This window comes from Pseudomonas rhodesiae, from assembly GCF_007858255.1.
GTDB lineage: Bacteria > Pseudomonadota > Gammaproteobacteria > Pseudomonadales > Pseudomonadaceae > Aquipseudomonas > Aquipseudomonas rhodesiae.
This window is the reverse complement of the sequence record NZ_VFEU01000030.1, coordinates 36582-60713: the sequence shown is the minus strand read 5'-3', so window position 1 is coordinate 60713 and position 24132 is coordinate 36582. Positions and strand designations below refer to the sequence as shown.

Annotated in this window: 25 protein-coding genes; 9 read left to right on the top strand and 16 right to left on the bottom strand. The window is 59.8% G+C overall.

Annotated elements, in window-relative coordinates; genetic code table 11:
• Window positions 1-285 precede the first annotated feature (285 nt).
• Complete coding sequence (gene tyrS / locus FIV35_RS25895; protein WP_034139521.1) at window positions 286-1485, bottom strand: tyrosine--tRNA ligase; 1200 nt, start codon at window positions 1483-1485, stop codon at window positions 286-288.
• A gap of 211 nt (window positions 1486-1696) precedes the next feature.
• Between tyrS and FIV35_RS25885 the strand changes: the two genes are divergently transcribed.
• Together FIV35_RS25885 and FIV35_RS25880 are read left to right on the top strand one after the other, a co-directional pair.
• Window positions 1697-3115, top strand: coding sequence for a peptidoglycan DD-metalloendopeptidase family protein (locus FIV35_RS25885; protein WP_034139522.1), 1419 nt, complete (start codon window positions 1697-1699; stop codon window positions 3113-3115).
• 3 nt (window positions 3116-3118) lie between these two features.
• Window positions 3119-4210: an anhydro-N-acetylmuramic acid kinase gene (locus FIV35_RS25880; RefSeq protein ID WP_034139523.1), complete on the top strand. Its 1092-nt coding sequence runs from the start codon at window positions 3119-3121 to the stop codon at window positions 4208-4210.
• A 65-nt stretch (window positions 4211-4275) separates the two neighbouring features.
• Here the strand turns inward: FIV35_RS25880 and erpA are convergent, their stop codons facing one another.
• Both erpA and argC read right to left on the bottom strand, forming a co-directional pair.
• Complete coding sequence (gene erpA, locus FIV35_RS25875; RefSeq protein ID WP_007906865.1) at window positions 4276-4626, bottom strand: iron-sulfur cluster insertion protein ErpA; 351 nt, start codon at window positions 4624-4626, stop codon at window positions 4276-4278.
• A 164-nt stretch (window positions 4627-4790) separates the two neighbouring features.
• Window positions 4791-5825: an N-acetyl-gamma-glutamyl-phosphate reductase gene (gene argC, locus FIV35_RS25870; protein ID WP_034139524.1), complete on the bottom strand. Its 1035-nt coding sequence runs from the start codon at window positions 5823-5825 to the stop codon at window positions 4791-4793.
• Window positions 5826-5960: 135 nt separating this feature from the next.
• Between argC and hemJ the strand changes: the two genes are divergently transcribed.
• From hemJ to coq7, 6 genes are all read left to right on the top strand, one after another.
• The gene (gene hemJ, locus FIV35_RS25865; protein ID WP_034101032.1) at window positions 5961-6389 is read left to right on the top strand and encodes a protoporphyrinogen oxidase HemJ; all 429 of its coding nucleotides are present in this window, start codon (window positions 5961-5963) and stop codon (window positions 6387-6389) included.
• Between the two features lie 24 nt (window positions 6390-6413).
• On the top strand, window positions 6414-7376 hold the full coding sequence (locus FIV35_RS25860) for an NAD(P)H-dependent flavin oxidoreductase (protein ID WP_034139525.1): 963 nt from the start codon (window positions 6414-6416) through the stop codon (window positions 7374-7376).
• Window positions 7377-7447: 71 nt separating this feature from the next.
• A complete protein-coding gene (locus FIV35_RS25855; protein ID WP_034139526.1) occupies window positions 7448-8410 on the top strand; it encodes a DUF805 domain-containing protein in 963 nt (320 codons plus the stop codon).
• A 62-nt stretch (window positions 8411-8472) separates the two neighbouring features.
• Window positions 8473-9261: an SDR family NAD(P)-dependent oxidoreductase gene (locus FIV35_RS25850; RefSeq protein ID WP_034139527.1), complete on the top strand. Its 789-nt coding sequence runs from the start codon at window positions 8473-8475 to the stop codon at window positions 9259-9261.
• Window positions 9262-9307: 46 nt separating this feature from the next.
• Entirely contained in the window at window positions 9308-9646 is a 339-nt protein-coding gene (locus FIV35_RS25845; protein WP_034139528.1) for a histidine triad nucleotide-binding protein, read from the top strand.
• A gap of 117 nt (window positions 9647-9763) precedes the next feature.
• Complete coding sequence (gene coq7 / locus FIV35_RS25840; protein WP_083377941.1) at window positions 9764-10411, top strand: 2-polyprenyl-3-methyl-6-methoxy-1,4-benzoquinone monooxygenase; 648 nt, start codon at window positions 9764-9766, stop codon at window positions 10409-10411.
• A 62-nt stretch (window positions 10412-10473) separates the two neighbouring features.
• On the opposite strand, the gene FIV35_RS25835 is transcribed toward coq7, so the two are convergent.
• Window positions 10474-10896 carry an OsmC family protein gene (locus tag FIV35_RS25835; RefSeq protein ID WP_034101039.1) on the bottom strand — a complete coding sequence of 141 codons (423 nt, stop codon included), beginning with the start codon at window positions 10894-10896 and terminating at the stop codon, window positions 10474-10476.
• Window positions 10897-11142: 246 nt separating this feature from the next.
• Between FIV35_RS25835 and crp the strand changes: the two genes are divergently transcribed.
• Window positions 11143-11787, top strand: coding sequence for a cAMP-activated global transcriptional regulator CRP (gene crp / locus FIV35_RS25830; protein ID WP_034101041.1), 645 nt, complete (start codon window positions 11143-11145; stop codon window positions 11785-11787).
• Here crp and FIV35_RS25825 read toward each other — a convergent pair.
• The 12 genes from FIV35_RS25825 to FIV35_RS25770 form a co-directional block, all read right to left on the bottom strand.
• Window positions 11784-12479 (bottom strand): lipoate--protein ligase family protein, encoded by a 696-nt coding sequence (locus FIV35_RS25825; protein WP_034139530.1) that lies wholly within the window; start codon window positions 12477-12479, stop codon window positions 11784-11786. The two genes, crp and FIV35_RS25825, sit on opposite strands and share 4 nt — an antisense overlap.
• Before the next feature lie 143 nt (window positions 12480-12622).
• Entirely contained in the window at window positions 12623-13459 is an 837-nt protein-coding gene (trpC, locus tag FIV35_RS25820; RefSeq protein ID WP_034139531.1) for an indole-3-glycerol phosphate synthase TrpC, read from the bottom strand.
• Window positions 13456-14505: an anthranilate phosphoribosyltransferase gene (trpD, locus tag FIV35_RS25815; protein ID WP_034101045.1), complete on the bottom strand. Its 1050-nt coding sequence runs from the start codon at window positions 14503-14505 to the stop codon at window positions 13456-13458. Before trpD ends, trpC begins: the two co-directional genes overlap by 4 nt.
• A 9-nt stretch (window positions 14506-14514) precedes the next feature.
• Window positions 14515-15108 (bottom strand): aminodeoxychorismate/anthranilate synthase component II, encoded by a 594-nt coding sequence (locus FIV35_RS25810; RefSeq protein ID WP_034139532.1) that lies wholly within the window; start codon window positions 15106-15108, stop codon window positions 14515-14517.
• Between the two features lie 9 nt (window positions 15109-15117).
• A complete protein-coding gene (gene trpE, locus FIV35_RS25805) occupies window positions 15118-16599 on the bottom strand; it encodes an anthranilate synthase component I (RefSeq protein ID WP_034139533.1) in 1482 nt (493 codons plus the stop codon).
• A 71-nt stretch (window positions 16600-16670) separates the two neighbouring features.
• Window positions 16671-17489, bottom strand: a complete 819-nt coding sequence (locus FIV35_RS25800; RefSeq protein ID WP_034139534.1) for a phosphoglycolate phosphatase — start codon at window positions 17487-17489, stop codon at window positions 16671-16673.
• A complete protein-coding gene (gene rpe / locus FIV35_RS25795; protein WP_034101050.1) occupies window positions 17486-18160 on the bottom strand; it encodes a ribulose-phosphate 3-epimerase in 675 nt (224 codons plus the stop codon). Before rpe ends, FIV35_RS25800 begins: the two co-directional genes overlap by 4 nt.
• An 84-nt stretch (window positions 18161-18244) precedes the next feature.
• On the bottom strand, window positions 18245-19393 hold the full coding sequence (locus FIV35_RS25790; RefSeq protein WP_034139535.1) for an iron-containing alcohol dehydrogenase: 1149 nt from the start codon (window positions 19391-19393) through the stop codon (window positions 18245-18247).
• A 140-nt stretch (window positions 19394-19533) separates the two neighbouring features.
• Entirely contained in the window at window positions 19534-20358 is an 825-nt protein-coding gene (locus FIV35_RS25785; RefSeq protein WP_034115270.1) for an ABC transporter permease, read from the bottom strand.
• Window positions 20359-20370: 12 nt separating this feature from the next.
• Window positions 20371-21618, bottom strand: a complete 1248-nt coding sequence (locus FIV35_RS25780; protein WP_034101053.1) for an ABC transporter permease — start codon at window positions 21616-21618, stop codon at window positions 20371-20373.
• A gap of 94 nt (window positions 21619-21712) precedes the next feature.
• A complete protein-coding gene (locus tag FIV35_RS25775; RefSeq protein WP_034139536.1) occupies window positions 21713-22753 on the bottom strand; it encodes an ABC transporter substrate-binding protein in 1041 nt (346 codons plus the stop codon).
• Between the two features lie 45 nt (window positions 22754-22798).
• Complete coding sequence (locus FIV35_RS25770) at window positions 22799-23911, bottom strand: ABC transporter ATP-binding protein (RefSeq protein ID WP_034139537.1); 1113 nt, start codon at window positions 23909-23911, stop codon at window positions 22799-22801.
• Window positions 23912-24132 lie beyond the last annotated feature (221 nt).

Genomic DNA, 24132 nt, shown 5'->3' with positions numbered 1-24132 from the left:
AACCACTTGCGCTTCCGATCTCTCGTTAGCGGGAGGCGAATTCTACAGCGTTACACGCTGCTGTCAACACCTCTTTTTCTCCGCTTTCGACCGAGAAGATCGAAACGTTAATAGAGCCAAACAACACCGCTCTACCAACTCCTTCTGGGCTTCGATGAACTGAAGCGATCCGCTGTCGAATCTTGCGTAACTCTTTGTTTACCAAGGAGTTTTCCGTTTCGACTGCGCCGGAAGTGGGGCGAATTATAGACAGATATAATTCGCCGTCAACACTTAATTTCAGGATTATTCCGATTTGAGCGTAATACGTGCAAATGCCTTCTTGCCAGCCTGGCAAACATGGGTCGCGCCCAGCTGATATATAAAGGAGCGATCCACAACCTCACCATCAACTCGCACGCCACCCGATCCCAAAAGATCACGCGCAACCGCCGAGTTCTTCACCAACCCTGCCTTATTAAGGACAGCTGCGATTGGCATGGCCTCAGTCGCAGTCAGCTCGACCTCCGGCAGGTCGTCAGGCAACTCGCCATCCTTCATACGATTGCCCGCAGCACGATGAGCGCTGGCAGCAGCCTCCTCACCATGAAAGCGCGCAACGATCTCTTCGGCCAGCTTGATTTTCACGTCACGAGGATTGACCCCTGCTTCAACCTCAGCACGCAGTGCATTGATCTCATCCATCGAGCGGAAGCTCAACAGTTCGAAGTAGCGCCACATCAACTCATCAGGAATCGACACAAGCTTTCCGTACATCACGCCCGGCGCTTCCTGGATGCCCACGTAATTGCCCAAGGACTTGGACATCTTCTTAACACCATCCAACCCCTCCAATAGAGGCATGGTCAGAATGCACTGAGCCTCCTGTCCATAAGCGCGCTGCAGCTCGCGCCCCATCAGGAGATTGAACTTCTGATCCGTACCACCCAGCTCAACGTCCGCGCGCAACGCTACCGAGTCGTAACCCTGAACCAGCGGATAGAGGAACTCGTGGATCGCGATCGGCTGATTGGTGGAGTAGCGCTTGTCGAAATCATCGCGCTCCAGCATGCGTGCCACGGTGTACTGGGAGGTCAGACGGATAAAGTCTGCCGGCCCCATCTGATCCATCCAAGTGGAGTTGAACGCCACTTCGGTCTTGGCTGGGTCGAGAATCTTGAACACTTGGGTTTTGTAGGTCTCGGCATTGTCGAGAACCTGCTCGCGCGTCAACGGAGGGCGCGTAGCGCTCTTGCCACTGGGATCACCGATCATCCCGGTGAAATCACCTATAAGGAAGATCACGTGGTGCCCCAGCTCCTGGAACTGACGTAGCTTATTAATAAGCACGGTGTGCCCTAGGTGCAGATCCGGCGCCGTCGGATCAAAGCCGGCCTTGATACGCAGGGGCTGGCCGCGCTTGAGCTTTTCAATCAGCTCAGCTTCGACCAACAGTTCTTCCGCACCACGTTTTATCAGCGCTAGCTGCTCTTCAACCGACTTCATAACAGACCCGCAAGGCTCAGATTCAAAAGGGAACCAACCATACAAGATCAGGGACTAATTACAAGTTTTGCCCTGCGAACGGACACCGTTCAGCAAGCCCAGCGTTCGCGAGCTTGCGCCACAGATGATTTGGTTATATTTTATACAGTTATTTCATCTTCATCATGTCATTCATCTTTTCCATTTCATCTTTTCAAAGTCAAAATTACCTATGACCACTGAACCGTCTAAAGCGCCGCCGCTTTACCCGAAGACCCACCTGCTCGCCGCAAGTGGTATCGCCGCTCTTCTCAGCCTGGCACTCCTGGTATTCCCTTCCAGTGACGTGGAAGCCAAACGGACGTCTCTGAGCCTTGACTTGGAGACTCCGGCTGAACAACTGACACAAGATCAAGACGCTTCTGACGTTCAACAAGCCACAAATGCTCCCGTCGAATCACCCTTCGCTCAGATAGAAAGCTCTCCCGAGGACACCCAACAAGCCGCTCAGAGCCAGCCCGCGCCGGCTGCAACCCCTGCGAAAAACCCGCAACACCGCGAAGTGATCGTGTCTAAAGGTGACACGCTGTCTACCTTGTTCGAAAAGGTTGGCCTCCCGGCCACATCCGTAACCGAAGTGCTTGCCAGCGATAAGCAAGCCAAGCAATTCACTCAGCTCAAACGTGGCCAGAAACTTGAGTTCGAACTGACCCCCGATGGCCAACTGAGCAATCTGCACACCAATCTCAGCGACCTGGAAAGTATTACGCTGACCAAGGGCGCTAAAGGTTTTGCCTTCAATCGCATCACCACCAAGCCAGTGATGCGCTCCGCCTATGTTCACGGCGTGATCAATAGCTCACTCTCGCAATCCGCCGCCCGAGCCGGCTTGTCACACAGCATGACCATGGATATGGCCAACGTTTTTGGCTACGACATCGACTTCGCCCAGGACATCCGCCAGGGTGATGAATTCGACGTGATCTACGAGCAAAAAGTCGCTAACGGCAAAGTGGTCGGCACCGGCAACATTCTTTCCGCGCGCTTCACCAATCGCGGCAAAACCTACACCGCTGTGCGCTATACCAACAAACAAGGCAACACCAGCTACTACACCGCTGATGGCAACAGCATGCGCAAGGCCTTCATCCGTACCCCGGTAGACTTCGCGCGCATCAGCTCGCGTTTCTCCATGGGTCGTAAACATCCGATCCTGAACAAGATCCGCGCTCACAAAGGTGTCGACTATGCTGCCCCGCGCGGCACGCCGATCAAGGCTGCCGGCGATGGCAAGGTCTTGCTGGCCGGCCGTCGAGGCGGTTATGGCAACACCGTGATCATCCAACACGGCAACACTTACCGCACGCTGTACGGCCACATGCAAGGGTTCGCCAAAGGCGTGACGACTGGCGGCACCGTGAAGCAAGGCCAGGTCATCGGCTATATCGGCACCACCGGCCTATCCACCGGCCCGCACTTGCATTATGAGTTCCAGGTCAACGGCGTACACGTCGACCCACTGGGCCAGAAGCTGCCGATGGCCGACCCCATCGCCAAGGCCGAGCGCGCACGCTTCATGCAACAGAGCCAACCGCTGATGGCGCGCATGGATCAGGAGCGCTCTACCTTGCTGGCATCGGCGAAGCGCTAAGCGATGCCGCGCTATATTGGAGTGATGTCCGGAACCAGCCTGGATGGCCTGGACATTGCGCTGATCGAACAAGATTCGGCGATCAAGTTGATCGCCACTCACTACATCCCGATGCCAGATACGCTGCGCGCCGACCTCCTGAGCCTGTGCGCCAGCGGGCCGGATGAAATTGCCCGCTCAGCCATCGCCCAACAACACTGGGTATCGCTCGCAGCCCAAGGCATTCATGCCTTGCTGGAACAGCAGGCGCTCAAACCGACGGACATTCGCGCGATCGGCAGCCACGGCCAGACAATTCGCCACGAGCCTTCCCGAGGCTTTACGGTCCAGATCGGCAACCCCGCACTGCTCACTGAATTGACCGGAATCACCGTCGTCAGCGATTTCCGTAGCCGCGATGTGGCTGCGGGCGGCCAAGGCGCGCCGCTGGTACCGGCCTTTCATGAGGCACTATTTGGCGAGCGCACTGGCAGCCGCGCGGTTTTGAATGTGGGCGGGTTCAGCAACCTCAGCCTGATCGAGACCGACAAGCCCGTCGCGGGCTTCGACTGCGGACCAGGCAACGTACTGCTGGATGCGTGGATCCATTGGCAACGGGGCGAGCACTTTGACCGTGATGGTCAGTGGGCCGCCAGCGGTAACGTTGAGCAGCAGTTGCTCAGCACACTGCTCAGCGATCCATTCTTCTTGACCAAGGGCCCGAAAAGCACCGGCCGTGAAGTGTTCAACCTGGATTGGCTGCAACGGCACCTTGCCCGCCTACCTACGTTCGCTCCCCAAGATGTCCAGGCAACCTTGCTGGAACTGACGTCGCTGACCATCGTCGAGTCCCTGCGAGCAGCACAAAGCCACACTGAAACCCTGCTGGTGTGTGGTGGTGGCGCCCATAACACCACGCTGATGAACCGCCTGGCCGATCTACTGCCCTCCACTCACGTCAGTACGACCGCTCCATACGGCGTTGACCCGGACTGGGTAGAGGCCATGGCATTTGCGTGGCTGGCACACTGCTGCCTGGAAGGTATCCCCGCTAACCGCCCAAGCGTCACCGGCGCGCGCGGGCTGAGAATACTCGGCGCGATCTATCCCGCCTGAACCCCAGACAGCAAAACGCCGCTTGGCCGATCAAAGCCAAGCGGCGTTTTTGTATGCGCTATCGATTAGATCGAGAACGAAGACCCGCAACCACAGGTGGTGGTGGCATTAGGGTTTTTGATCACAAAACGCGAGCCTTCCAGACCTTCCTGATAGTCCACCTCAGCGCCAGCCAGGTACTGGAAGCTCATCGGATCGACGACCAGGCTTACACCCTCGCGCTCAACGATGGTGTCGTCATCGGCCACTTCTTCATCGAAGGTAAAACCGTATTGAAACCCTGAACAACCGCCGCCCGTAACGAATACGCGCAGCTTCAAGCGATCATTACCCTCTTCATCGACCAGGCTCTTCACCTTGTGCGCAGCACCGTGGGTGAATTGCAAAGCCGTGGGGGTGAAGGATTCAACGCTCATGCTGATAATCTCCCGGCGTCGCGCCGCCATATGCGTAATGGCGGGCATTATCCGCTTCTCCTAGAAAAGCGGTCAACTATTGTTACGGTATATCAATCTGCTCGGCAGGGCTTAAAAACACAAAAGGCCCGATCAACGGGCCTTTTGCAAAGTAACAGACGCCCTTACGGCAACATGCCCGCATGGGACAAGCCCAGCTTCTCATCTAGGCCAAACAGGATGTTCATGTTCTGTACTGCCTGGCCTGACGCGCCTTTGACCAAGTTATCAATCACCGACAACACCACGACCAAGTCACCGTCCTGCGGGCGATGCACGGCGATCCGGCACACATTGGCACCACGTACGCTGCGGGTTTCCGGATGGCTGCCGGCTGGCATTACGTCGACGAACGGCTCGTTGGCATAGCGTTTTTCAAACAGTGCCTGCAGGTCTACTGAACGATCGGTCACGGTCGCGTAGAGCGTGGAGTGGATACCACGGATCATGGGGGTCAAGTGCGGCACGAAGGTCAGCCCAACCTCCTTACCGGCGGCGCGACGCAGACCCTGACGGATTTCCGGCAAGTGACGATGCCCTTTTACCGCGTAGGCCTTCATGCTTTCCGACGTTTCGGAGTACAAAGAACCCACCGCGGCGCCGCGCCCCGCGCCACTGACACCTGATTTGCAATCAGCGATCAGACGCGACGTATCCGCCAGGCCGGCTTCGAGCAACGGCAGGAACCCCAATTGAGTCGCGGTTGGATAGCAACCCGGCACGGCGATCAGGCGCGCATGCTTGATCTGCTCACGATTGACCTCCGGCAGACCGTATACCGCCTCTTCCAACAACTGCGGTGCGCCGTGAGGCTGACCGTACCACTTGGCCCATTCGTCGGCGTCCTGCAGGCGGAAGTCCGCCGACAGATCGATGACCTTGGTTCCCGCAGCCAGCAACTCGCCAGCCAGTGCATGGGCGACGCCATGGGGTGTGGCGAAGAAAACCACATCGCAGGCGCCCAAGGTTTGGGTGTCCGGGACGCTGAACGCCAGGCCGTCGTAATGGCCGCGCAGGTTCGGGTACATATCCGCCACAGCCAGGCCGGCCTCGGATCGGGAGGTGATGACCACCACCTCAGCTTGCGGATGCTGAGCCAACAGACGCAGCAATTCGACACCGGTGTAACCCGTGCCGCCGACGATACCGACCTTGACCATAAACCTGCCCTCAACGAACCCACTGGAAAGCCGTCGATAATAGGGGCCGCATCGATCTGCGACAACCGCCAACGTGACGTATGGACGCATCTGCCACTACTATCCTCGCTACCGTGAACCTGGGAATAACTAAAAATGCTCTATCTATGGGTCAAAGCCTTCCACATCGTCAGCATCGTCTGCTGGTTTGCAGCGCTGTTCTACCTGCCACGCCTGTTCGTCTACCACGCTCAAAGCGAGGACACCATCAGCAAGGAACGCTTCAGCATCATGGAGCGCAAGCTGTACCGCGGCATCATGAATCCGGCGATGCTTGCCAGCCTTGTCTTCGGTATCTGGCTGATCGCGCTGAACCCCGGCATCTTCAGCACGGGCGGCTGGATTCACGCCAAGCTGACCCTGGTCGTGCTGCTGATCGGTTACCACCATATGTGCGGCGCTCAGGTAAAACGTTTTGCCCGTGGCGAAAACACCCGCAGCCATGTCTTTTATCGCTGGTTCAATGAAGTTCCAGTTCTGATATTGCTGGCTGTCGTAATTTTGGTGGTGGTCAAACCGTTCTAACGTCAATCAATCGGGGTACATCCAATGTCGCTGCCCGCTCTGCTCCAACAACGTCTGCGCCTACCCGTGGTGGCTGCGCCGATGTTTCTGATTTCCAACCCACAGCTGGTCCTGGCGTGTTGCCGCAACGGGATCGTCGGCAGCTTTCCGGCGCTCAACCAGCGTGAAAGCAGCGGTTTCAAAGCCTGGCTGGAAGAAATCGAAGCGGGTCTGGCGCAGTTGGATAGCCCCGCGCCCTATGCCGTCAACCTGATCGTGCATGGCAGCAACCCACGCCTTGAGGCCGACTTGGCGATCTGCGTCGAGCACAAAGTGCCGATCGTCATCACTAGCCTTGGCGCGGTCAAAGAGGTGGTGGACGCGGTGCACAGCTACGGCGGCCTGGTGTTTCATGACGTCACTACCCGGCGGCACGCCGAAAAAGCTGCCGAAGCCGGCGTGGATGGCTTGATCGCCGTGGCCGCCGGCGCCGGTGGTCATGCCGGGACCTGGAGCCCGTTCGCGCTGATCGCCGAGATCCGTCAATTCTTCGATAAAACCGTACTGCTGGCAGGCTGCCTCAACCACGGGCATGAGGTTCTCGCTGCTCAAATCATGGGCGCAGACCTGGCCTATCTGGGCACCCGTTTTATCGGCACCACAGAAAGCCACGCTCCGGATGCGTATAAAGAGATGCTGCTCACATCGCGCGCCGCTGACATCGTGCACACTCCCGCTGTCTCCGGCGTGCCTGCAAGCTTTATGCGCCAGAGCCTGGAAAACGCCGGTTTCGACTTAAATGCGTTGCAAGGCAAAGGTGAAGTCAACTTTGGCTCCAAGCTCAAACCGTTGAACGACGAAGCCAAGGCCTGGAAGACTGTTTGGTCCGCCGGCCAAGGTGTCGGTGAGATTGATGATTTACCCAGCGTCGATGAACTCGTTGCCCGCCTGAATGCCGAATACCGCGAGGCGCAAACACAGGCGACACAGTTACACTGGCCACGCTGAACAACCCTGCAAGGCCCGCGCATTGGCACGGGCCTGCACTCCCCTAATGTTTGAATGACAAGGATGCCCGCATGAGCGACAACCGTTTCAAGATTGTGTTTGATGGAGCCTTGCTCCCGGGTGTCGAAAGCACCACGGCCAAGCTGAACCTGGCCGAACTGTTCAAAAGTGACGTCGAGGCCATCGAAAAACTCTTCACCGGCCGCACCGTCGCGCTCAAACGCGACCTGTCCCGGCCGGACGCCGAAACCTACCTGACCGCGCTGAAAAACGCCGGGGTCGATGCACGCATCGAAGCCGAGCAGCCGGTGGCCTTCAGTCTCGCCGAAACTCACGAAACGGATTCCGGCTCCACCGATTTCTCCAGCCCCGCCGCATCACTGTACGCGCCGCCACGGGCTGCCGTGGGTGACAACCTGCCGGAATATGCCACCCTCAAAGTGTTCACCATCAATGGGCGCATCGGTCGCCTGCGGTACCTGGCATGGACGCTGGTACTGACCGTCGCAATGCTTGTGGCAGCCGGCATCCTGAGCACCGTGGGTTTTGCCGTGGCGACTGCCTCGCCGACTATCGCCATCATCCTCGGCTCGCTGCTGGGTTTCGCACTGTTCGTGGCGCTAGTCGTCGTGAGCGTGCAGATCGGCGTGCAGCGCTTGCACGACCTGGGCTGGTCCGGCTGGTTGTATTTGCTAAACCTCGTTCCGCTGGTCAACAGCGTTTTCCCGCTATTACTGCTGGTATTGCCGGGTAACACAGGCGCCAACCAGTACGGCGCGCCTCCGCCGCGCAACTCCACCGCGGTCAAAGTCCTGGCTTCGCTGTGGCTGGCATTTATCCCTTTGATGTTGATCATCGTGGTCGGCCTTGGGATGAACGGCTATCTCGATCAACTCGAAAGCAACGTGGACAGCAGCTACGAAAGCAGCTCCATGACATACGACGAGGACGCCGACCAGAGCGGTACCGTCGAGGAAGAAGACACGCAAAGTGCTGACGAAGCGGCCGACCCTGTAGACTCTCCAGATCAGTAAAGAAACGCCCCGTGTCGATGATGCCCCCATCATCGGCACGGGACGTTGCGATGGAGAAACGCATGACCCGTTACGCTCTGATCACCGGTGCCTCCAGTGGCATTGGCCTGGCTTTGGCCGAAGCATTGGCCCGTCGCGGTCGCAGCTTGATTCTGGTGGCCCGCCAGCGTGATCAGTTGGAAAGCATTGCAATCGAATTGACTCAACGCTTTGGCGTAGAGGTGCTGTTTCGCGCCTGTGACCTGGGCGAGCCGCTACGTTTATCCGGGTTTCTGCTGGAGCTTGAAGAAGGCGAGCGGCAGATCGATCTGTTGGTGAACTGCGCCGGCATCGGTACCAGCGGGCCGTTTCTGGCTCAGGACTGGATGACCGAGCAGGATCTGATCGAAGTCAACATCCTCGCCCTGACCCGCATGTGTCACGCCCTGGGGAATGCCATGGCGTTGCAGGGCGGCGGGCAGATTCTCAACGTCGCCTCGATTGCGGCTTTTCAGCCGGGCCCGTGGATGAGCAGTTATTACGCCAGCAAGGCGTATGTGCTGCATTTTTCCGAGGGCCTGCGCGAAGAGCTGAAAAGCTGCGGCATCAGGGTCTCGGTGCTGTGCCCAGGGCCGACGCGCACCGCGTTTTTCGGCACGGCAAACATGGACGCCGCCAAGCTCGAACGCAGTGACCAGTTGATGAGCCCGGAGGAAGTGGCGCTCTACACCGTACGCGCGCTGGAAAAGAACAAAGCCATCATTATTCCCGGGCGACGCAACCGCTGGCTGGCATTCAGCCCTCGTTTCAGCCCGCGCTGGCTGGCCCGCAAGATCGCCGGCGCAATCAATAAGGCCTATTGCCCCCGCTGAGCGCCTGAGTACACTCAACCTGCCCTTTCATCATGGAGAAACCGCTGTGGATACTCTGTTCACCAAGATCATCAACAGAGAAATACCCGCGAAGATCATCTACGAAGATGATCAAGTCCTCGCTTTCCACGACATCGCCCCGCAGGCACCGGTGCATTTTCTAGTGATTCCGAAAAAGCCTATCCGTACGTTGAACGACCTCACCGAGGCCGATAAAGGTCTGGCCGGCCATATCCTGTTCACTGCCCAGCGCCTGGCCCTGGAGCAGGGTTGCGAAGAAGGTTTCCGCGTGGTCATGAATTGCAATGAGCTGGGCGGACAAACCGTTTATCACATCCATATGCACGTCCTGGGTCAGCGCCAGATGAACTGGCCGCCGGGCTGATCGCCCTATAAGCCGGGGTCAAGTCTCAAGGCTGCGACCCCATGCCCTTGACGCAGCGCAAACGCGCCCCTCTCTCTTGCGGTAAACTGGCCGCCGAGATTCTTCCCGGAGGTCAGCATGACTACCCAACGTCACTACTCGCCGATTGACCGTCTGTTGCTGCAAGCCGATACGGCCATGCGCACGCTGCTGCCCTTCAGCGGCCAACCTTACCGCCCATCTCCCGCCCTGCTGCAGCCCGATGTGCAGATGAACGAGGCCGACACCCGTCACGTCGCCGGTTTGATGCGCATCAACCATACCGGCGAAGTGTGTGCCCAGGCGCTGTATCAGGGCCAGGCCCTGACCGCCAAGCTGCCGCAAGTGCGCGCGGCCATGGAACATGCGGCAGAGGAAGAAATCGACCACCTGGCGTGGTGCGAACAGCGCATCCGTCAATTGGGCAGCCACCCTAGCGTGCTGAACCCGCTGTTCTACGGCTTATCGTTTGGCATCGGCGCCGTGGCGGGCCTGGTCAGCGACAAGGTCAGCCTGGGTTTCGTCGCGGCCACGGAACATCAGGTGTGCAAGCATCTGGACGAGCATCTGGAACAACTGCCAAGTGAAGACGACAAGTCCCGCGCCATTCTTGAACAGATGCGCGTCGACGAAGAACACCACGCCGAAAGCGCACTGGACGCCGGCGGCTTCCGCTTCCCGGCACCGGTACGCTTCGGCATGAGCCTGCTGGCCAAGGTCATGACCAAAAGCACGTACCGCATCTGACCCAAACGGCAGACGCAAAAAAGGGCGCTTTCAAAGCGCCCGTTTCTTTGGTCGACGGGTTATCAACCCAACTCGACGATCTCGTAATCATGGGTAATGGCCACGCCGGCCGCGCCCAACATGATCGACGCCGAGCAGTATTTTTCGGCCGACAATTCGATGGCACGTTTGACCTGAGCCTCTTTCAACCCCCGGCCTTTCACCACGAAGTGCATATGGATCTTGGTGAAGACCTTCGGATCTTCGCTGGCGCGCTCGGCGTCCAGGAAGGCTTCGCAGCTTTCCACGGCCTGACGGGATTTTTTCAGGATGCTGACCACATCGAAATTGCTGCAACCACCTACACCCAGCAGGAGCATTTCCATCGGGCGTACACCCAGGTTACGGCCACCGGCTTCCGGCGGGCCATCCATGACCACCACATGGCCACTGCCCGACTCACCGAGGAACATGGCTTCGCCCGCCCATTGGATGCGTGCCTTCATCGCCCAGACTCCACTGCTTAAAAAGGGTCGCCAGCTTAGCACAGGGCCCGTTCACGGCAGTGCATCCCAACAAAGTGAATCGATAACAGGGTTTGCTCGGTAAATTCCCTAATCGAGTCAGAATGTGTCTGTTAAGCTGGCGTCAAATCGATGGCTCATTGCCACACTTTATCCAGCTTGTCTCTGTGCCGATACGCTGCATACAACAACGCCAACCCCTTTGCGACGCCTTTTCGGGATACAACCATGGTTGCCCTTACTCCCATACCCAAGATCAAGAACATAGACAAGTTGCTGATGCACTGCCAACGCCGACGTTATCCGGCCAAGCACAACATCATCTGTGCCGGCGAGCGTTCCGAAACGCTGTTCTTTATCGTCAAGGGTTCCGTCACCATCCTGATCGAGGATGAAGATGGCCGGGAAATGATCATCGCCTACCTCAACACCGGGGACTTTTTCGGCGAACTGGGCCTGTTCGAACAAGCCGGCAAGGAACAGGAACGCAGCGCCTGGGTGCGCGCGAAGGTGGAATGCGACGTGGCCGAGATCAGTTACGCCAAATTCCGCGAACTGGCGCAACACGATCCCGATATTCTTTACGCTCTCAGCGGCCAGATTGCCCAACGCCTGCGCGACACCACGCGCAAGGTCGGCGACTTGGCGTTTTTCGACGTCACGGGGCGCGTGGCCCGTTGCCTGCTGGAGTTGTGCAAGCAGCCGGATGCCATGACCCACCCCGATGGCATGCAGATTAAAGTCACGCGCCAGGAAATCGGGCGCATTGTCGGTTGTTCGAGGGAAATGGTCGGTCGCGTACTCAAGGACTTGGAAGAACGCAACCTGGTGCACGTTAAAGGCAAGACGATGGTGGTGTTCGGCACTCGCTAGACCGGCATGAAGCTGGCCAGCATCTGGCGGTACAGCGTATCCAATCGACTGATGGCATCCGGCGCAGGGAACGCCTCATGCAATGCGATGTGACGGTCGGCACGGACTCGCTGCTCCAGACCACAGGTTTGGTTGAAGCGATTGACCGCCGCGATCAGTTCTTCGCGATCGTTTTCCAGCAACAGCGCCCCATGCACCAGCCCCACCGGGCGGCCGCCGCTCTGGCGCCAGCGCTGGGCAGTGCCGACCATTTTGCGGCCATTGAGGTTGACGTTGTAACGACCGTCACAGAAGGCACCTTCGATTTCCCCGACGGAGGCGTCGCCGCCCAGCTCGATCAACAGATCGCAGATCGGCTGGCACAAACGCTGGTAACCGGTCTCGATGCGATTCTGATCGCCTTCGCTGCGTGGCGGTGCATAGACCAGCGCAATGTTGATCGTAGCGCTGGACTGGGGCACCGGTTCGCCGCCAGTTTCGCGCAAGAGCACCGGCCAACCGGCATCCGCAGACACGCGACTGGCGACATCGAATGCCGGCAATCTGCTCAAGCGGCGTGGCATCACCAATGCCTGATCGCTGGGCTGCCAGAACAACAACCCAAACGCCTGCTCACCCGCGCAAACGGCGGCCAATAAGGCTTGCTCCGCGGCAAGACCTGCTTCAACACGCATCGACACTGGCTGGATCAACGAGCACCTACCTATCTGAACAAACACAAACTCAAATGTGAGAGGGGGCTTGCCCCCGATAGCGGGATGTCAGTCAAGGATGCTCCCACTGAATCGCCGCCATCGGGGGCAAGCCCCCTCCCCCACTTTGATCGCGTTTCAAATCAATCGAGGGTGGAACCGCTGACCGGTACACCACGCTCCGGGAAGAACAAGCGCTGCAATTCCGCCCCTGGATTCTCAGCGCGCATGAACGCCTCGCCGACCAGGAACGAGTACACATTGCTGATTTCCATCAGTTCCACGTCGGCGCGGTTGAGGATGCCGCTTTCGGTCACCACCAAACGGTCGCGCGGAATACGCGGCAGCAGGTCGAGGGTGGTTTCCAGGCTGACTTCAAAGGTATGCAGGTTACGGTTGTTGACCCCCACCAGCGGTGTGTCGAGGGTTTTCAACGCGCGTTCCAGCTCATCGCCATCGTGCACTTCCACCAGCACATCCAGGCCGACGCTTTTGGCCACGGCAGCCAGTTCGGCCATCTTCACGTCATCCAGCGCGGAAACGATCAACAGCACACAGTCGGCGCCCAAGGCACGGGCTTCGACGATCTGGTACGGGTCGACCATGAAATCCTTGCGGATCACTGGCAACTTGCACGCGGCGCGAGCCTGTTGCAGGAACAGGTCGGCGCCTTGGAAGTAGTCGATATCGGTGAGCACGGACAGGCATGTCGCCCCGCCCTTTTCGTAGCTGACGGCGATCTCGGCAGGCACGAAGTGCTCACGGATCACGCCTTTGCTCGGCGAGGCTTTTTTGATCTCAGCGATCACCGCCGGCTGCTTCTTTTTGGCCTGATCGATCAAAGCCTTCGCGAACCCGCGCGGCGCATCCGCAGCTTTCGCTTGGGTCTCCAGTTCAGCCAGGCTGACACGGGCGCGGCGCTCGGCGGCTTCTTCTGCCTTGCGGGCCAGGATCTTTTCCAGAACGGTCGGCACGCTCATCCTTCATTCTCCATCTTGAATACGGCAGTGAATGCTCCCAGCTCTTCGAGCTTCTCGCGAGCCAGACCGGTGTGCAGTGCATCGTGGGCCAATTCGACACCTTCCTTAAGACTATAGGCATGGTCTGCTGCGTAAAGTGCCGCGCCAGCATTCAGAACAATCATCTCCGCAGCCTTTTGGCCGTTTTCGGTCTTACGACGCCCCAAAGCATCACGAATCAGTTCCAACGATGCCGCCGGGCTTTCCACCGCCAGGCCGTGCAGGCTCTGGCTCTTCATGCCCAAGTCTTCAGGCTCGACCCAATATTCGGTGACTTGATCATTCTTGAGCTCGGCGACAAAGGTCGGCGCCGCCAGGCTGAACTCGTCCAGGCCATCCTTGGAATGCACCACCAGCACATGCTTGCTGCCCAAGCGCTGCAGCACTTCGGCCAATGGCCGGCACAACGCTTGGCTGAACACCCCAACCACCTGATGCTTTACACCGGCCGGATTCGTAAGCGGGCCGAGCATGTTGAAGAGTGTGCGCAGGCCCAGGTCCTTACGTGGGCCCGCAGCGTGCTTCATCGCACCGTGGTGGGACTGGGCAAACATAAAGCCGATGCCGACGTTGTCGATGCAGCGCGCCACTTGTACTGGGGTCAGGTTCAGGTAGATCCCGGCCGCTTCGAGCAAGTCGGCGCTGCCGCTCTTGCCGGACACCGCACGGTTGCCGTGCTTGGCCACAGTGCAACCCGCCGCCGCCACGACAAAAGACGAAGCCGTCGATACGTTGAAAATATTCGCGCCGTCACCACCGGTGCCGACCACATCCACCACGCCGTCGAGGGTCTTGAGTTCGACCTTGTCCGCCAGCTCGCGCATCACCGACACGGCACCGACGATCTCGTCGATGCTCTCGCTCTTCATGCGCATGGCCATCATAAAGGCGCCGATCTGCGCGTCGGTGCATTGACCGGTCATGATCTCACGCATCACATCGCTCATTTCAGCGGTGCTCAGGTCCAGATGGCCGACGATACGGCTCAGGGCAGTCTTGATATCCATGGAAAGTCCTTAGCGCGTGCCGCCGCTCTGCTTGAGAAAGTTAGCGAACAGCTCGTAGCCCTGCTCGGTGAGGATCGACTCGGGATGGAATTGCACCCCTTCGACATTCAGTGTTTTGTGGCGCAGCCCCATGATCTCGTCGACGGAGCCGTCTTCCAGCTGAGTCCAGGCGGTCAGTTCCAGGCACTCCGGCAAAGTCTCGCGTTTGACTACCAGCGAATGGTAGCGGGTGACCGTCACCGGCAGGTTCAGGCCCTGGAAAACCCCCACATTGTTATGAAACACCGGGCTGGTCTTGCCATGCATTACCTGGCGCGCGCGCACCACATCACCGCCAAAGGCCTGCCCGATGGACTGGTGCCCCAGGCACACGCCCAGGATCGGCAGCTTGCCGGCGAAATACTTGATCGCATCGAGGGAAATACCCGCCTCGGTCGGCGTGCAAGGGCCTGGCGAAACCACGATGCGTTCGGGGTTCAGCGCGGCAATTTCAGCCACGGTCAGTTCGTCGTTGCGCACCACCTTGACCTCGGCACCCAGCTCGCCCAGGTACTGCACCACGTTGTAGGTAAAGGAGTCGTAGTTATCAATCATCAGCAACATGGGGGAACCTCAGGAATTGGGGGTCTGTTCGGCCAGCGCCACAGCGCGGAACATTGCGCGGCGCTTGTTCAAGGTTTCTTCCCATTCGAGGGCCGGCACCGAGTCGGCGACGATTCCGCCACCGGCCTGTACATGCAGCTCCCCGTCCTTGATCACCGCGGTGCGGATCGCAATCGCGGTGTCCATGTTGCCGTTCCAGGCGAAATAGCCGACCGCGCCGCCGTACACGCCGCGTTTGACCGGTTCCAGCTCATCGATGATTTCCATCGCACGGATCTTCGGCGCCCCCGATAACGTACCTGCCGGCAGAATCGCCCGCAGTGCGTCCATCGCGGTCAGCCCGGCTTTCAACTCGCCGGTAACGTTGGACACGATGTGCATCACGTTGGAATAGCGCTCGATCACCATCTTCTCGGTGAGTTTGACCGAACCGATTTCCGAGACGCGCCCGGTGTCGTTGCGGCCCAGGTCGATCAGCATCAGGTGCTCGGCGATTTCCTTGTCGTCGCTCAGCAGGTCCTCTTCCAGGGCCAGATCCGCTTCTTCGGTTGCGCCGCGCGGGCGCGTGCCGGCAATCGGGCGCACGGTGATCAGGTTGTCTTCGACGCGCACCAGCACCTCCGGCGAACTGCCCACCACGTGGAAGTCACCGAAGTTGAAGAAGTACATGTACGGCGTCGGGTTGAAGCAGCGCAGCGCGCGATACAGGTCAATCGGCGCCGCCTTGAAGTCGATGGACATGCGCTGCGACGGCACTACCTGCATGCAGTCACCGGCGAGGATGTATTCCTTGATGGTGTCGACCGCACGCTCGTAGTCATCCTGGGTGAAACTGGAGCGGAACACCGGGTCGGCCGCCGGCGGCCGGCTGAGGTCCAGGCCGCGACGCGGAGTGATTGGCTGGCGCAGCTTTTCCAGCAGCGCTTCGAGGCTGGCCAGGCCTTGCTCGAACGCGTCCGCCTGGGCCGGGTCGGCGAGGACAATGGCGTGCATCTTGCCGGCGAGGTTATCGAACACCACCACTGCGTCGGAGACCATCAGCAGAATGTCCGGCACGCCCAAAGGATCGGGGTTCGGGCACTTGCCCAGGCGTTGCTCCACATAGCGCACGCAGTCGTAGCCGAAATACCCCACCAGGCCACCGTTGAAACGCGGCAAGCCGGCGATGGTCGGCACGTTATAGCGCGCCTTGAACGCTTCGACGAAGGCCAACGGGTCTTCGACGTCGTGACTTTCGATCTCGACGCCATCGTGGGTAATGCTGATGTGATGGTCGTAAACCCGCAGCACGGTGCGGCACGGCAGGCCGATGATCGAGTAACGGCCCCATTTCTCGCCGCCCTGCACCGACTCCAACAGGTAGGAGTTGGGGGCGTCGGCCAGTTTCAGGTAGATCGACAGCGGCGTATCGAAGTCGGCCAGGGTTTCGCAGGCCAGGGGGATGCGGTTGTAGCCGGCAGCGGCCAAACGCAGGAATTCTTCACGGATCATGAGGTGCCTCGTGGTGTGAGGGTCTAACAGTCAGGTAGGCAAACGTGCCGCACAGGTGCGGCCAGGATCAGTCAGGCGCGCCAACGCCAGCGGGCCAGGGCCTTGATGACTTTCATCCAGAGTTTGCGAGTGACCACCACGATGGAATTTCCAGAAGGGGACGGATCGGTGTCGGGCAACGTTATCTCAGCGCCCGCTCCCAAGCAACCGGGGATTAGCAGTCGCAGGTCATCGATCACCAATGTCGGCGACTCTTCTGCAATCGGCCGACCATGGTTATAGCCGTAACTGAGCGCCACACACTGCACGCCGGCCGCCTTGGCCGCCAGCACGTCATTGCGCGAATCGCCAACGAACAATGACTGGGAGGCTGGGATATTGGCCATTTTCATCACGAAAAACAGCGCCGCTGGGTCGGGTTTTTTCTGTGGCAAGGTATCGCCGCCGATGATCCAGCGGAAATAACGACCGATTTTCATCTGGTCCAGCAATGGCGCAACAAAGCGCTCCGGCTTGTTGGTGATCAGGGCCATTTCCACGCCCTGTTTGCTCAACCATTTGAGGGTGTCTCGCACGCCGGGGTAGACCACCGTAAGTTCGTGGCTGCCTTCATAGGCTTCGTTGAACAATTCCAGTGCCCGCTCGGCCTCGACCTCATCGACACCCTGGGCATCGATGTGATTGGCCAGGGCCCGACGCACCAGCATCTGCGCGCCGTTACCAACCCATTCGCGCACCGCTTCGATGCCCACCGGCTTGCGCCCCAGTTTGAGCAGCATGTGGTCCACCGCCGCTGCCAGGTCGGGCACCGAATCGATCAACGTACCGTCCAGATCGAACATCACCAGCCGTGGCAATTTGCCGGGGAACAACTGCTCAAAGCCGCTCATGGACGCGCCAGCGCCAGTTCAGCGCGCATCTTGGCGATAACTTCCTGATAGTCCGGGGCATTGAAGATCGCCGAGCCGGCCACAAAGGTGTCAGCGCCGGCAGCGGCGATTTCGCGAATGTTGTTGACGTTCACCCCACCGTCGATTTCCAGGCGGATATCACGGCCGGAGGCGTCGATCAGTGCACGGGCTTCGCGCAGCTTGTCGAGGGTGCCGGGGATGAACTTCTGCCCGCCGAAGCCTGGGTTGACGCTCATCAGCAACACCATATCGACCTTGTCCATCACGTACTTGAGCACGTCCAGCGGCGTCGCCGGGTTGAACACCAGGCCGGCCTTGCAGCCGCCTTCGCGGATCAGTTGCAAGGTGCGGTCGACGTGCAGCGAGGCTTCCGGGTGAAAGGTGATGTAAGTGGCGCCGGCTTCAACGAAGTCGCCGATGATGCGATCCACCGGGCTGACCATCAGGTGCGCGTCGATAGGCGCGGTGATGCCGTACTTGCGCAGCGCCGCGCAGACCATCGGGCCGATGGTCAGGTTGGGCACATAGTGGTTGTCCATAACATCGAAGTGGACGAAGTCGGCGCCGGCGGCCAGTACCTTGTCCACTTCTTCGCCCAGGCGGGCGAAGTCGGCGGAGAGAATCGATGGAGCAATGACGAAGGGCTGCATGACGCACCTTTTCTGAGCTAAATCACGATGGCGCGCATTGTATACCTCATGCTTTGTCCCGCGCACCGTGACCTGGCTCAATGGCTAGTAGGCGGCCCGGTAGATTTTCTCGATATCAGCCGCGCTGAGCTTGCGCGGGTTGTTGCGCATCAAGCGCTCAATACCTGCCGCCTCCGCAGCCATGGCGGGGATGGCATCTTCGGTTACCCCGAAACTGCGCAGCCCGGAGGGGATCTCCACATCGGCGCACAGGCGCGTCATCGCCTCGACGGCCTGATCGGCGGCAGCGTTGACACTCAAGCCGGCCACATTCACGCCCATGGCCTCGGCAATGTCGCGCATGCGTTCGACGCATGCCAACTTATTCCACTGCATCACGTAGGGCAGCAGCAACGAGTTACTCACGCCGTGACCGACGTTGTAGCGCCCGCCCAGCGGGTACGCCAAGGCATGCACCGCGCCCACGCCGGCATTACCGAAGGCCATGCCGGCCATCAGGCTGGCGGTGGCCATGTCGTCACGAGCCTTCAGGTCAACCGGGTTGGCGTAGGCCTTGGGCAGCGCGTTGACGATCAGCTTGATCGCGCCAATGGCAAGCGCATCGGTAATCGGCGAGGCATTGAGCGACAAGTAGGATTCGATCGCGTGCACCAGCGCGTCCACGCCACTGGCGGCGGTGACGCTGCGCGGGCAGGTCAGGGTCATTTGCGGGCTGATCAGTGCGACATCCGGCAACAGGTAATCGCTGACGATGCCTTTTTTCAACTGGGCAGCCTTGTCGGAGAGGATCGCCACATTGGTCACCTCCGAGCCGGTGCCGGCGGTGGTGGGAATCGCGATCAGCGGCGGGCCCTTGCGCGGCACCTGGTCGACGCCGAACAAATCCGCCAACGCACCGTGATATCCGGCGTAGGCAGCCACGCTTTTGGCAATGTCGATGGCGCTGCCACCGCCCACGCCAATCAAACCGTCGTGCCCGCCGTCGCGGTACGCCTGCATGCAGTCTTCGACAATGGCGATTTCCGGGTCGGGTTTTACGCGGTCGAAAATCTCATAGCTGCGCCCGCCCAAATGCTCCAGAGCCAGCGCCACCGTGCCGGACTGAACCAGTGCGGCATCGGTGACAATCAGTGGGTTATCCACATCCAGGCGCGTCAGCTCGGCGGCCAGTTGCTCGATGGCACCGGCGCCGGTCAGCAGTTTGTGGGCGATCTTGAATGAGGAAGAACTCATGTGCGCGGCCTCTTTTTGATGGATGGGCTGGCACAAGAGTAGCTGACTGAAACAGGTTGTCTTTCATTCAGCGGCTGAATGGTCACAGAACCTATGTGGGATGAGGCTTTCCCCTTCCCCAATAGGTTCTGCACTGGACTTTACACCTGAGCAGTACGCAGTTTTTCACTGCGCCCGCGCAGCCACTCCAGGGTCAGCAATAGCAGCACCGAGAACGCAATCAACAACGTCGCCGCCGCGGCAATGGTGGGGCTGAGGTTTTCGCGGATGCCGCTGAACATCTGGCGCGGCAAGGTCGCTTGCTCGGGGCCGGCGAGGAACAGCGTCACCACCACCTCATCGAACGAGGTGGCGAACGCGAACAGCGCTCCCGAAATTACCCCCGGCGCAATCAGCGGCAACGTCACCCGACGGAATGCGGTCAACGGCGACGCCCCCAGGCTGGCCGCCGCCCGCACCAGGTTATGGTTGAAGCCCTGCAAAGTGGCCGACACGGTGATGATCACGAACGGCACACCCAACACCGCATGCACCACGATCAGCGAGAAGAAGCTGTTGCCCAGGCCCAGCGGCGCGAAGAACAGGTAGCTGGCCACGCCGATGATCACCACCGGCACGACCATCGGCGAAATCACCAAAGCCATCACCAGCGCCTTACCGGGGAAGTCGCCGCGGGTCAGGCCGATGGCCGCCAAGGTGCCGAAGACCATCGCCAGCACCGTGGCCGCCGGGGCGACGATGATGCTGTTTTTCAGGGCACGCATCCATTCGGCCGAGGCGAAGAAGTCTTGGTACCAGTGCAGAGAGAAGCCTTGCAGCGGGTACACCAGAAAGCTGCCGCTGTTGAACGACAGGGGGATGATCACCAGCACTGGCAGTATCAGAAACAGCAGGATCAGGCCGCAGAGAATCCGCAAGCTGTAAAACCACACCCGCTCCACCGGTGACATATAAGGGCTCAGCATCGCAAGGTCTCCTTAGCTCAGGCGCAGGCGGCTGGCGCCGACCAGCCGGTTGTAGATCAGGTACAGCAATACGGTCGCCAACAGCAGCAAGCCGCCCAGTGCCGTGGCCATCCCCCAGTTGATGCTGGTGTTGGTGTAGAAGGCCACGAAGTAGCTGACCATCTGGTCGTTCGGGCTGCCCAGCAGCGCCGGGGTGATGTAGTAACCAATCGCCAGAATGAACACCAGCAGGCAACCAGCGCCAACGCCGGCGTAGGTCTGCGGGAAGTACACGCGCCAGAAACTGGTGAACGGGTGGCAGCCCAGGGAAATCGCCGCGCGCATGTAGGTTGGCGAGATACCCTTCATCACGCTGTAGATCGGCAGGATCATGAACGGCAGCAGAATGTGCACCATGGAGATGTAGACCCCAGTGCGGTTGAACACCAACTCCAGGGGTTTATCGATCAGCCCCATGCTCAGCAGCGCGCTGTTGATCAGCCCGCCGGATTGCAGCAGCACGATCCACGCCGCCACCCGCACCAGGATCGAGGTCCAGAAAGGCAACAGCACCAGGATCATCAACAAGTTACTTTTGCGCGCTGGCAGATTGGCCAGCAGGTACGCCAACGGGTACGCCAGCAGCAAGCAAATGGCAGTGATCACCAGGCCCATCCAGAACGTACGGGCGAAGATATCCAGATAGATCGCCTGATCCGGGGTGGCCGGCGCCACTTCGCCGAGGTCGTCGATGCGGTGATCCACCGCCGCCAGCAGGTAGAACGGCGTAAAGCTGTTGGTATTGCGCCGGATCGCCTGCCAGTACGCCGGGTCGCCCCAGCGCTCGTCGAGGTTTTCCAACGCTTCTTTATAAGAGCCGGGCACTTCGGTAAACGGCAGCGCCCGAGCGGTTTTGGTCAGCAGGCTGCGATAGCCGGCCAGTTCCATGTTCAAGCGTTTGGACAGATCGCCCAGGGTCTGATTTTTGCGCGCTTCGCCCAAATCTTCGCTGAGCGCCTGGTATACAGGTTCGCCCGGCAGACCTCGCCCATCCCAGGTTTTCACCGCCACCACGGTCCGCGGCAAACCGCCTACCACTTCTGGGTTACCGACGCTTTTGTAGAGCAATGCGACGATTGGCACCAGAAACACCAACAGCAGGAACAGCACCAGCGGCGCAATCAACGCTTGGGCTTTCCAGCGATTGAGCCGCTCGGCACGCGCCAGGCGCTGCTTGAGGGTGGGGCTGTTGACCTCGTTCGAGGGAACGGCGATGGCCATGGCTGACTCCGAATCTTGAAAATGAATGCAATCTTTCACACACAAGAAATCCCTTGTGGGAGGGGCTTGCCCCCTCCCACAGGGTTATGCGGTGTTACTTCGCAGCCCAGGAGTTGAAGCGCTGTTCGAGCTGCTCACCGTTATCAGCCCAGAAGCTCACATCGATCTGCACCTGATTGGCGATGTTCTCCGGGGTGGTCGGCATGTCCTTGAGGATGTCCTTGGCCAGCAGCGGTACGGCTTGGGTGTTGGCTGGGCCGTAGGCAATGTTTTCCGAGTAGGTCTTCTGCTGCTGCGGCGCAACCGAGAAGGCGATGAATTTCTTCGCCGCTTCGGCGCGGTCCTTGGCCAGGCCTTTTGGAATGGCCCAGGCGTCGAAGTCGTAGATACCGCCGTTCCACACCACTTTCAGGTTGCTTTCTTTCTGCACGGCGGCGATACGACCGTTGTAGGCCGAGCTCATCACTACGTCACCAGAGGCCAGGTACTGCGGCGGTTGCGCGCCGGCTTCCCACCATTGGATCGACGGTTTGAGTTCATCGAGCTTTTTGAACGCACGGTCCTGGCCATCTTTGCCGGCCAGCACTTTGTAGACGTCTTTGGGTGCGACGCCGTCGGCCATCAATGCAAACTCCAAGGTGTACTTGGCGCCTTTGCGCAGGCCGCGCTTGCCCGGGAATTTCTTGGTGTCCCAGAAATCCGCCCAGCTGGTTGGCGCGGAGGCCAGTTTGTCAGCGTTGTAGGCCAGCACGGTCGACCAAACAAAGAAGCCCACGCCGCATGGCTGGATCGCGCCCTTCACGTAGTTCGCGCTGTCGCCGAACAGTTTCGGGTCCAGGGGCTCGAACATGTCTTCGTCGCAACCGCGGGACAGTTCCGGCGACTCCACTTCCACCAGGTCCCAGGACACGCTCTTGGTGTCGACCATGGCTTTGACCTTGGCCATCTCACCGTTGTACTCACCGGCGACGATCTTGCCGTTGCCCGCGCTTTCCCACGGTGCATAGAAGGCCTTGACCTGTGCCGCCTTGTTCGCGCCGCCGAACGACACGACGGTCAAATCCGGGCCGGCCATGGCCTGTGTTGCGCCCATCAAGCCAATTGCCAGGGCCGAATACTTCAGGGATCTCAACATTGTTGTTCTCTCCACGTGCAGGGTTGGTGAAGCCATGGGGGGCGATCAATTCGCCTCTAGAAGTGGGTCGAGTGCGCGAACGTGCTCGACTTGCCAGCCAATCGGTACCACGTCGCCGACTGCCAGGGCTGGGTCCAGCTCGGCGATCGGTTGTTTCACAAAAAAATCGGCCTTACCGCAGACTTCCAGGCGCACCCGCACGTGGTCGCCCAGGTAGATAAATTCCGCCACACGCCCCGAGAAGCGGTTGACGCAGCTTTCGCTGGAGCCATTGAGGCTGACGCGCTCCGGGCGCACCGACAACGTCACCGGGCCGCCGACCTGGCCGACGTTCACCGCCAGCGCCTCGACCTTCTCGCCCCGCGCCAGCTCCACCACGCAGCGTTCGCCGCTGCGGCTGTGCAGGCGACCGTTGAGACGGTTGTTTTCGCCGATGAAGTTGGCGACGAAGGTGTTCTTCGGCTCTTCATACAGGGTGCGCGGCGCGGCGATCTGCTGGATCTCGCCCTGGTGGAACACCGCAACGCGGTCGGACATGGTCAAGGCTTCGCCCTGGTCGTGGGTCACGTACACCACGGTCACGCCGAGGCGCTGGTGTAGGTGCTTGATCTCCATCTGCATGTGTTCGCGCAGTTGTTTGTCGAGGGCGCCGAGGGGTTCGTCCATCAGCACCAGTTGCGGTTCGAACACCAGTGCTCGGGCCAAGGCCACGCGCTGTTGCTGACCGCCGGAGAGCTGCGCCGGGTAGCGCTGGGCGAAGGCGTCGAGCTGGACCATGCTGAGCACGCGTTTGACGCGCTCGCTGATATCGGTCTTGCTCAAACCGCGCACCGACAGCGGGAACGCTAGGTTCTCGGCGACGGTCATGTGCGGGAACAACGCGTAGTTCTGGAACACCATGCCGATATCGCGCTTATGCGGCGGCACGTTGTTGATAGAGCGCCCGGCCAGCTGGATCTCACCGGCGGTCGGGGTTTCGAAGCCGGCGAGCATCATCAGGCTGGTGGTCTTGCCCGACCCTGAAGGCCCGAGCAAGGTGAGGAACTCGCCCTTGCGGATCTCCAGGTTGAGGTCTTTGACGATCAGGTTCTCGCCGTCGTAGCTCTTCTGCACGCCACGAAAGCTGACCAGCACATCATTTGAATCCACCTCGCTCATACCCGCACCTTTTATTTGGACTGCTGTGGCACAAGCGTAGTCCAGGGGCGAGGCCCCGGAAATCGGGGGCCAGGAGAGAATCTCATCAGCCGGTTGGAAGGTTGGGGGTAGGGATCGCCCTACACCGATGGCGGGCACTGGACAGTGCGGCGGCAAGACCCTCGCTGCAAGCGGCAAGAATGGGTGCGGCGCGGTTTTGCGGGGTGTCGCAAATAGATATG

Bases quoted from the DNA above. Each gene is read 5' to 3' on its own strand.
- tyrS (WP_034139521.1), bottom strand. From the start codon at position 1,485: ATGAAGTCGGTTGAAGAGCAGCTAGCGCTGATAAAACGTGGTGCGGAA.
- FIV35_RS25885 (WP_034139522.1), top strand. From the start codon at position 1,697: ATGACCACTGAACCGTCTAAAGCGCCGCCGCTTTACCCGAAGACCCAC.
- FIV35_RS25880 (WP_034139523.1), top strand. From the start codon at position 3,119: ATGCCGCGCTATATTGGAGTGATGTCCGGAACCAGCCTGGATGGCCTG.
- erpA (WP_007906865.1), bottom strand. From the start codon at position 4,626: ATGAGCGTTGAATCCTTCACCCCCACGGCTTTGCAATTCACCCACGGT.
- argC (WP_034139524.1), bottom strand. From the start codon at position 5,825: ATGGTCAAGGTCGGTATCGTCGGCGGCACGGGTTACACCGGTGTCGAA.
- hemJ (WP_034101032.1), top strand. From the start codon at position 5,961: ATGCTCTATCTATGGGTCAAAGCCTTCCACATCGTCAGCATCGTCTGC.
- FIV35_RS25860 (WP_034139525.1), top strand. From the start codon at position 6,414: ATGTCGCTGCCCGCTCTGCTCCAACAACGTCTGCGCCTACCCGTGGTG.
- FIV35_RS25855 (WP_034139526.1), top strand. From the start codon at position 7,448: ATGAGCGACAACCGTTTCAAGATTGTGTTTGATGGAGCCTTGCTCCCG.
- FIV35_RS25850 (WP_034139527.1), top strand. From the start codon at position 8,473: ATGACCCGTTACGCTCTGATCACCGGTGCCTCCAGTGGCATTGGCCTG.
- coq7 (WP_083377941.1), top strand. From the start codon at position 9,764: ATGACTACCCAACGTCACTACTCGCCGATTGACCGTCTGTTGCTGCAA.
- FIV35_RS25835 (WP_034101039.1), bottom strand. From the start codon at position 10,896: ATGAAGGCACGCATCCAATGGGCGGGCGAAGCCATGTTCCTCGGTGAG.
- crp (WP_034101041.1), top strand. From the start codon at position 11,143: ATGGTTGCCCTTACTCCCATACCCAAGATCAAGAACATAGACAAGTTG.
- trpC (WP_034139531.1), bottom strand. From the start codon at position 13,459: ATGAGCGTGCCGACCGTTCTGGAAAAGATCCTGGCCCGCAAGGCAGAA.
- trpD (WP_034101045.1), bottom strand. From the start codon at position 14,505: ATGGATATCAAGACTGCCCTGAGCCGTATCGTCGGCCATCTGGACCTG.
- FIV35_RS25810 (WP_034139532.1), bottom strand. From the start codon at position 15,108: ATGTTGCTGATGATTGATAACTACGACTCCTTTACCTACAACGTGGTG.
- trpE (WP_034139533.1), bottom strand. From the start codon at position 16,599: ATGATCCGTGAAGAATTCCTGCGTTTGGCCGCTGCCGGCTACAACCGC.
- FIV35_RS25800 (WP_034139534.1), bottom strand. From the start codon at position 17,489: ATGAGCGGCTTTGAGCAGTTGTTCCCCGGCAAATTGCCACGGCTGGTG.
- rpe (WP_034101050.1), bottom strand. From the start codon at position 18,160: ATGCAGCCCTTCGTCATTGCTCCATCGATTCTCTCCGCCGACTTCGCC.
- FIV35_RS25790 (WP_034139535.1), bottom strand. From the start codon at position 19,393: ATGAGTTCTTCCTCATTCAAGATCGCCCACAAACTGCTGACCGGCGCC.
- FIV35_RS25785 (WP_034115270.1), bottom strand. From the start codon at position 20,358: ATGCTGAGCCCTTATATGTCACCGGTGGAGCGGGTGTGGTTTTACAGC.
- FIV35_RS25780 (WP_034101053.1), bottom strand. From the start codon at position 21,618: ATGGCCATCGCCGTTCCCTCGAACGAGGTCAACAGCCCCACCCTCAAG.
- FIV35_RS25775 (WP_034139536.1), bottom strand. From the start codon at position 22,753: ATGTTGAGATCCCTGAAGTATTCGGCCCTGGCAATTGGCTTGATGGGC.
- FIV35_RS25770 (WP_034139537.1), bottom strand. From the start codon at position 23,911: ATGAGCGAGGTGGATTCAAATGATGTGCTGGTCAGCTTTCGTGGCGTG.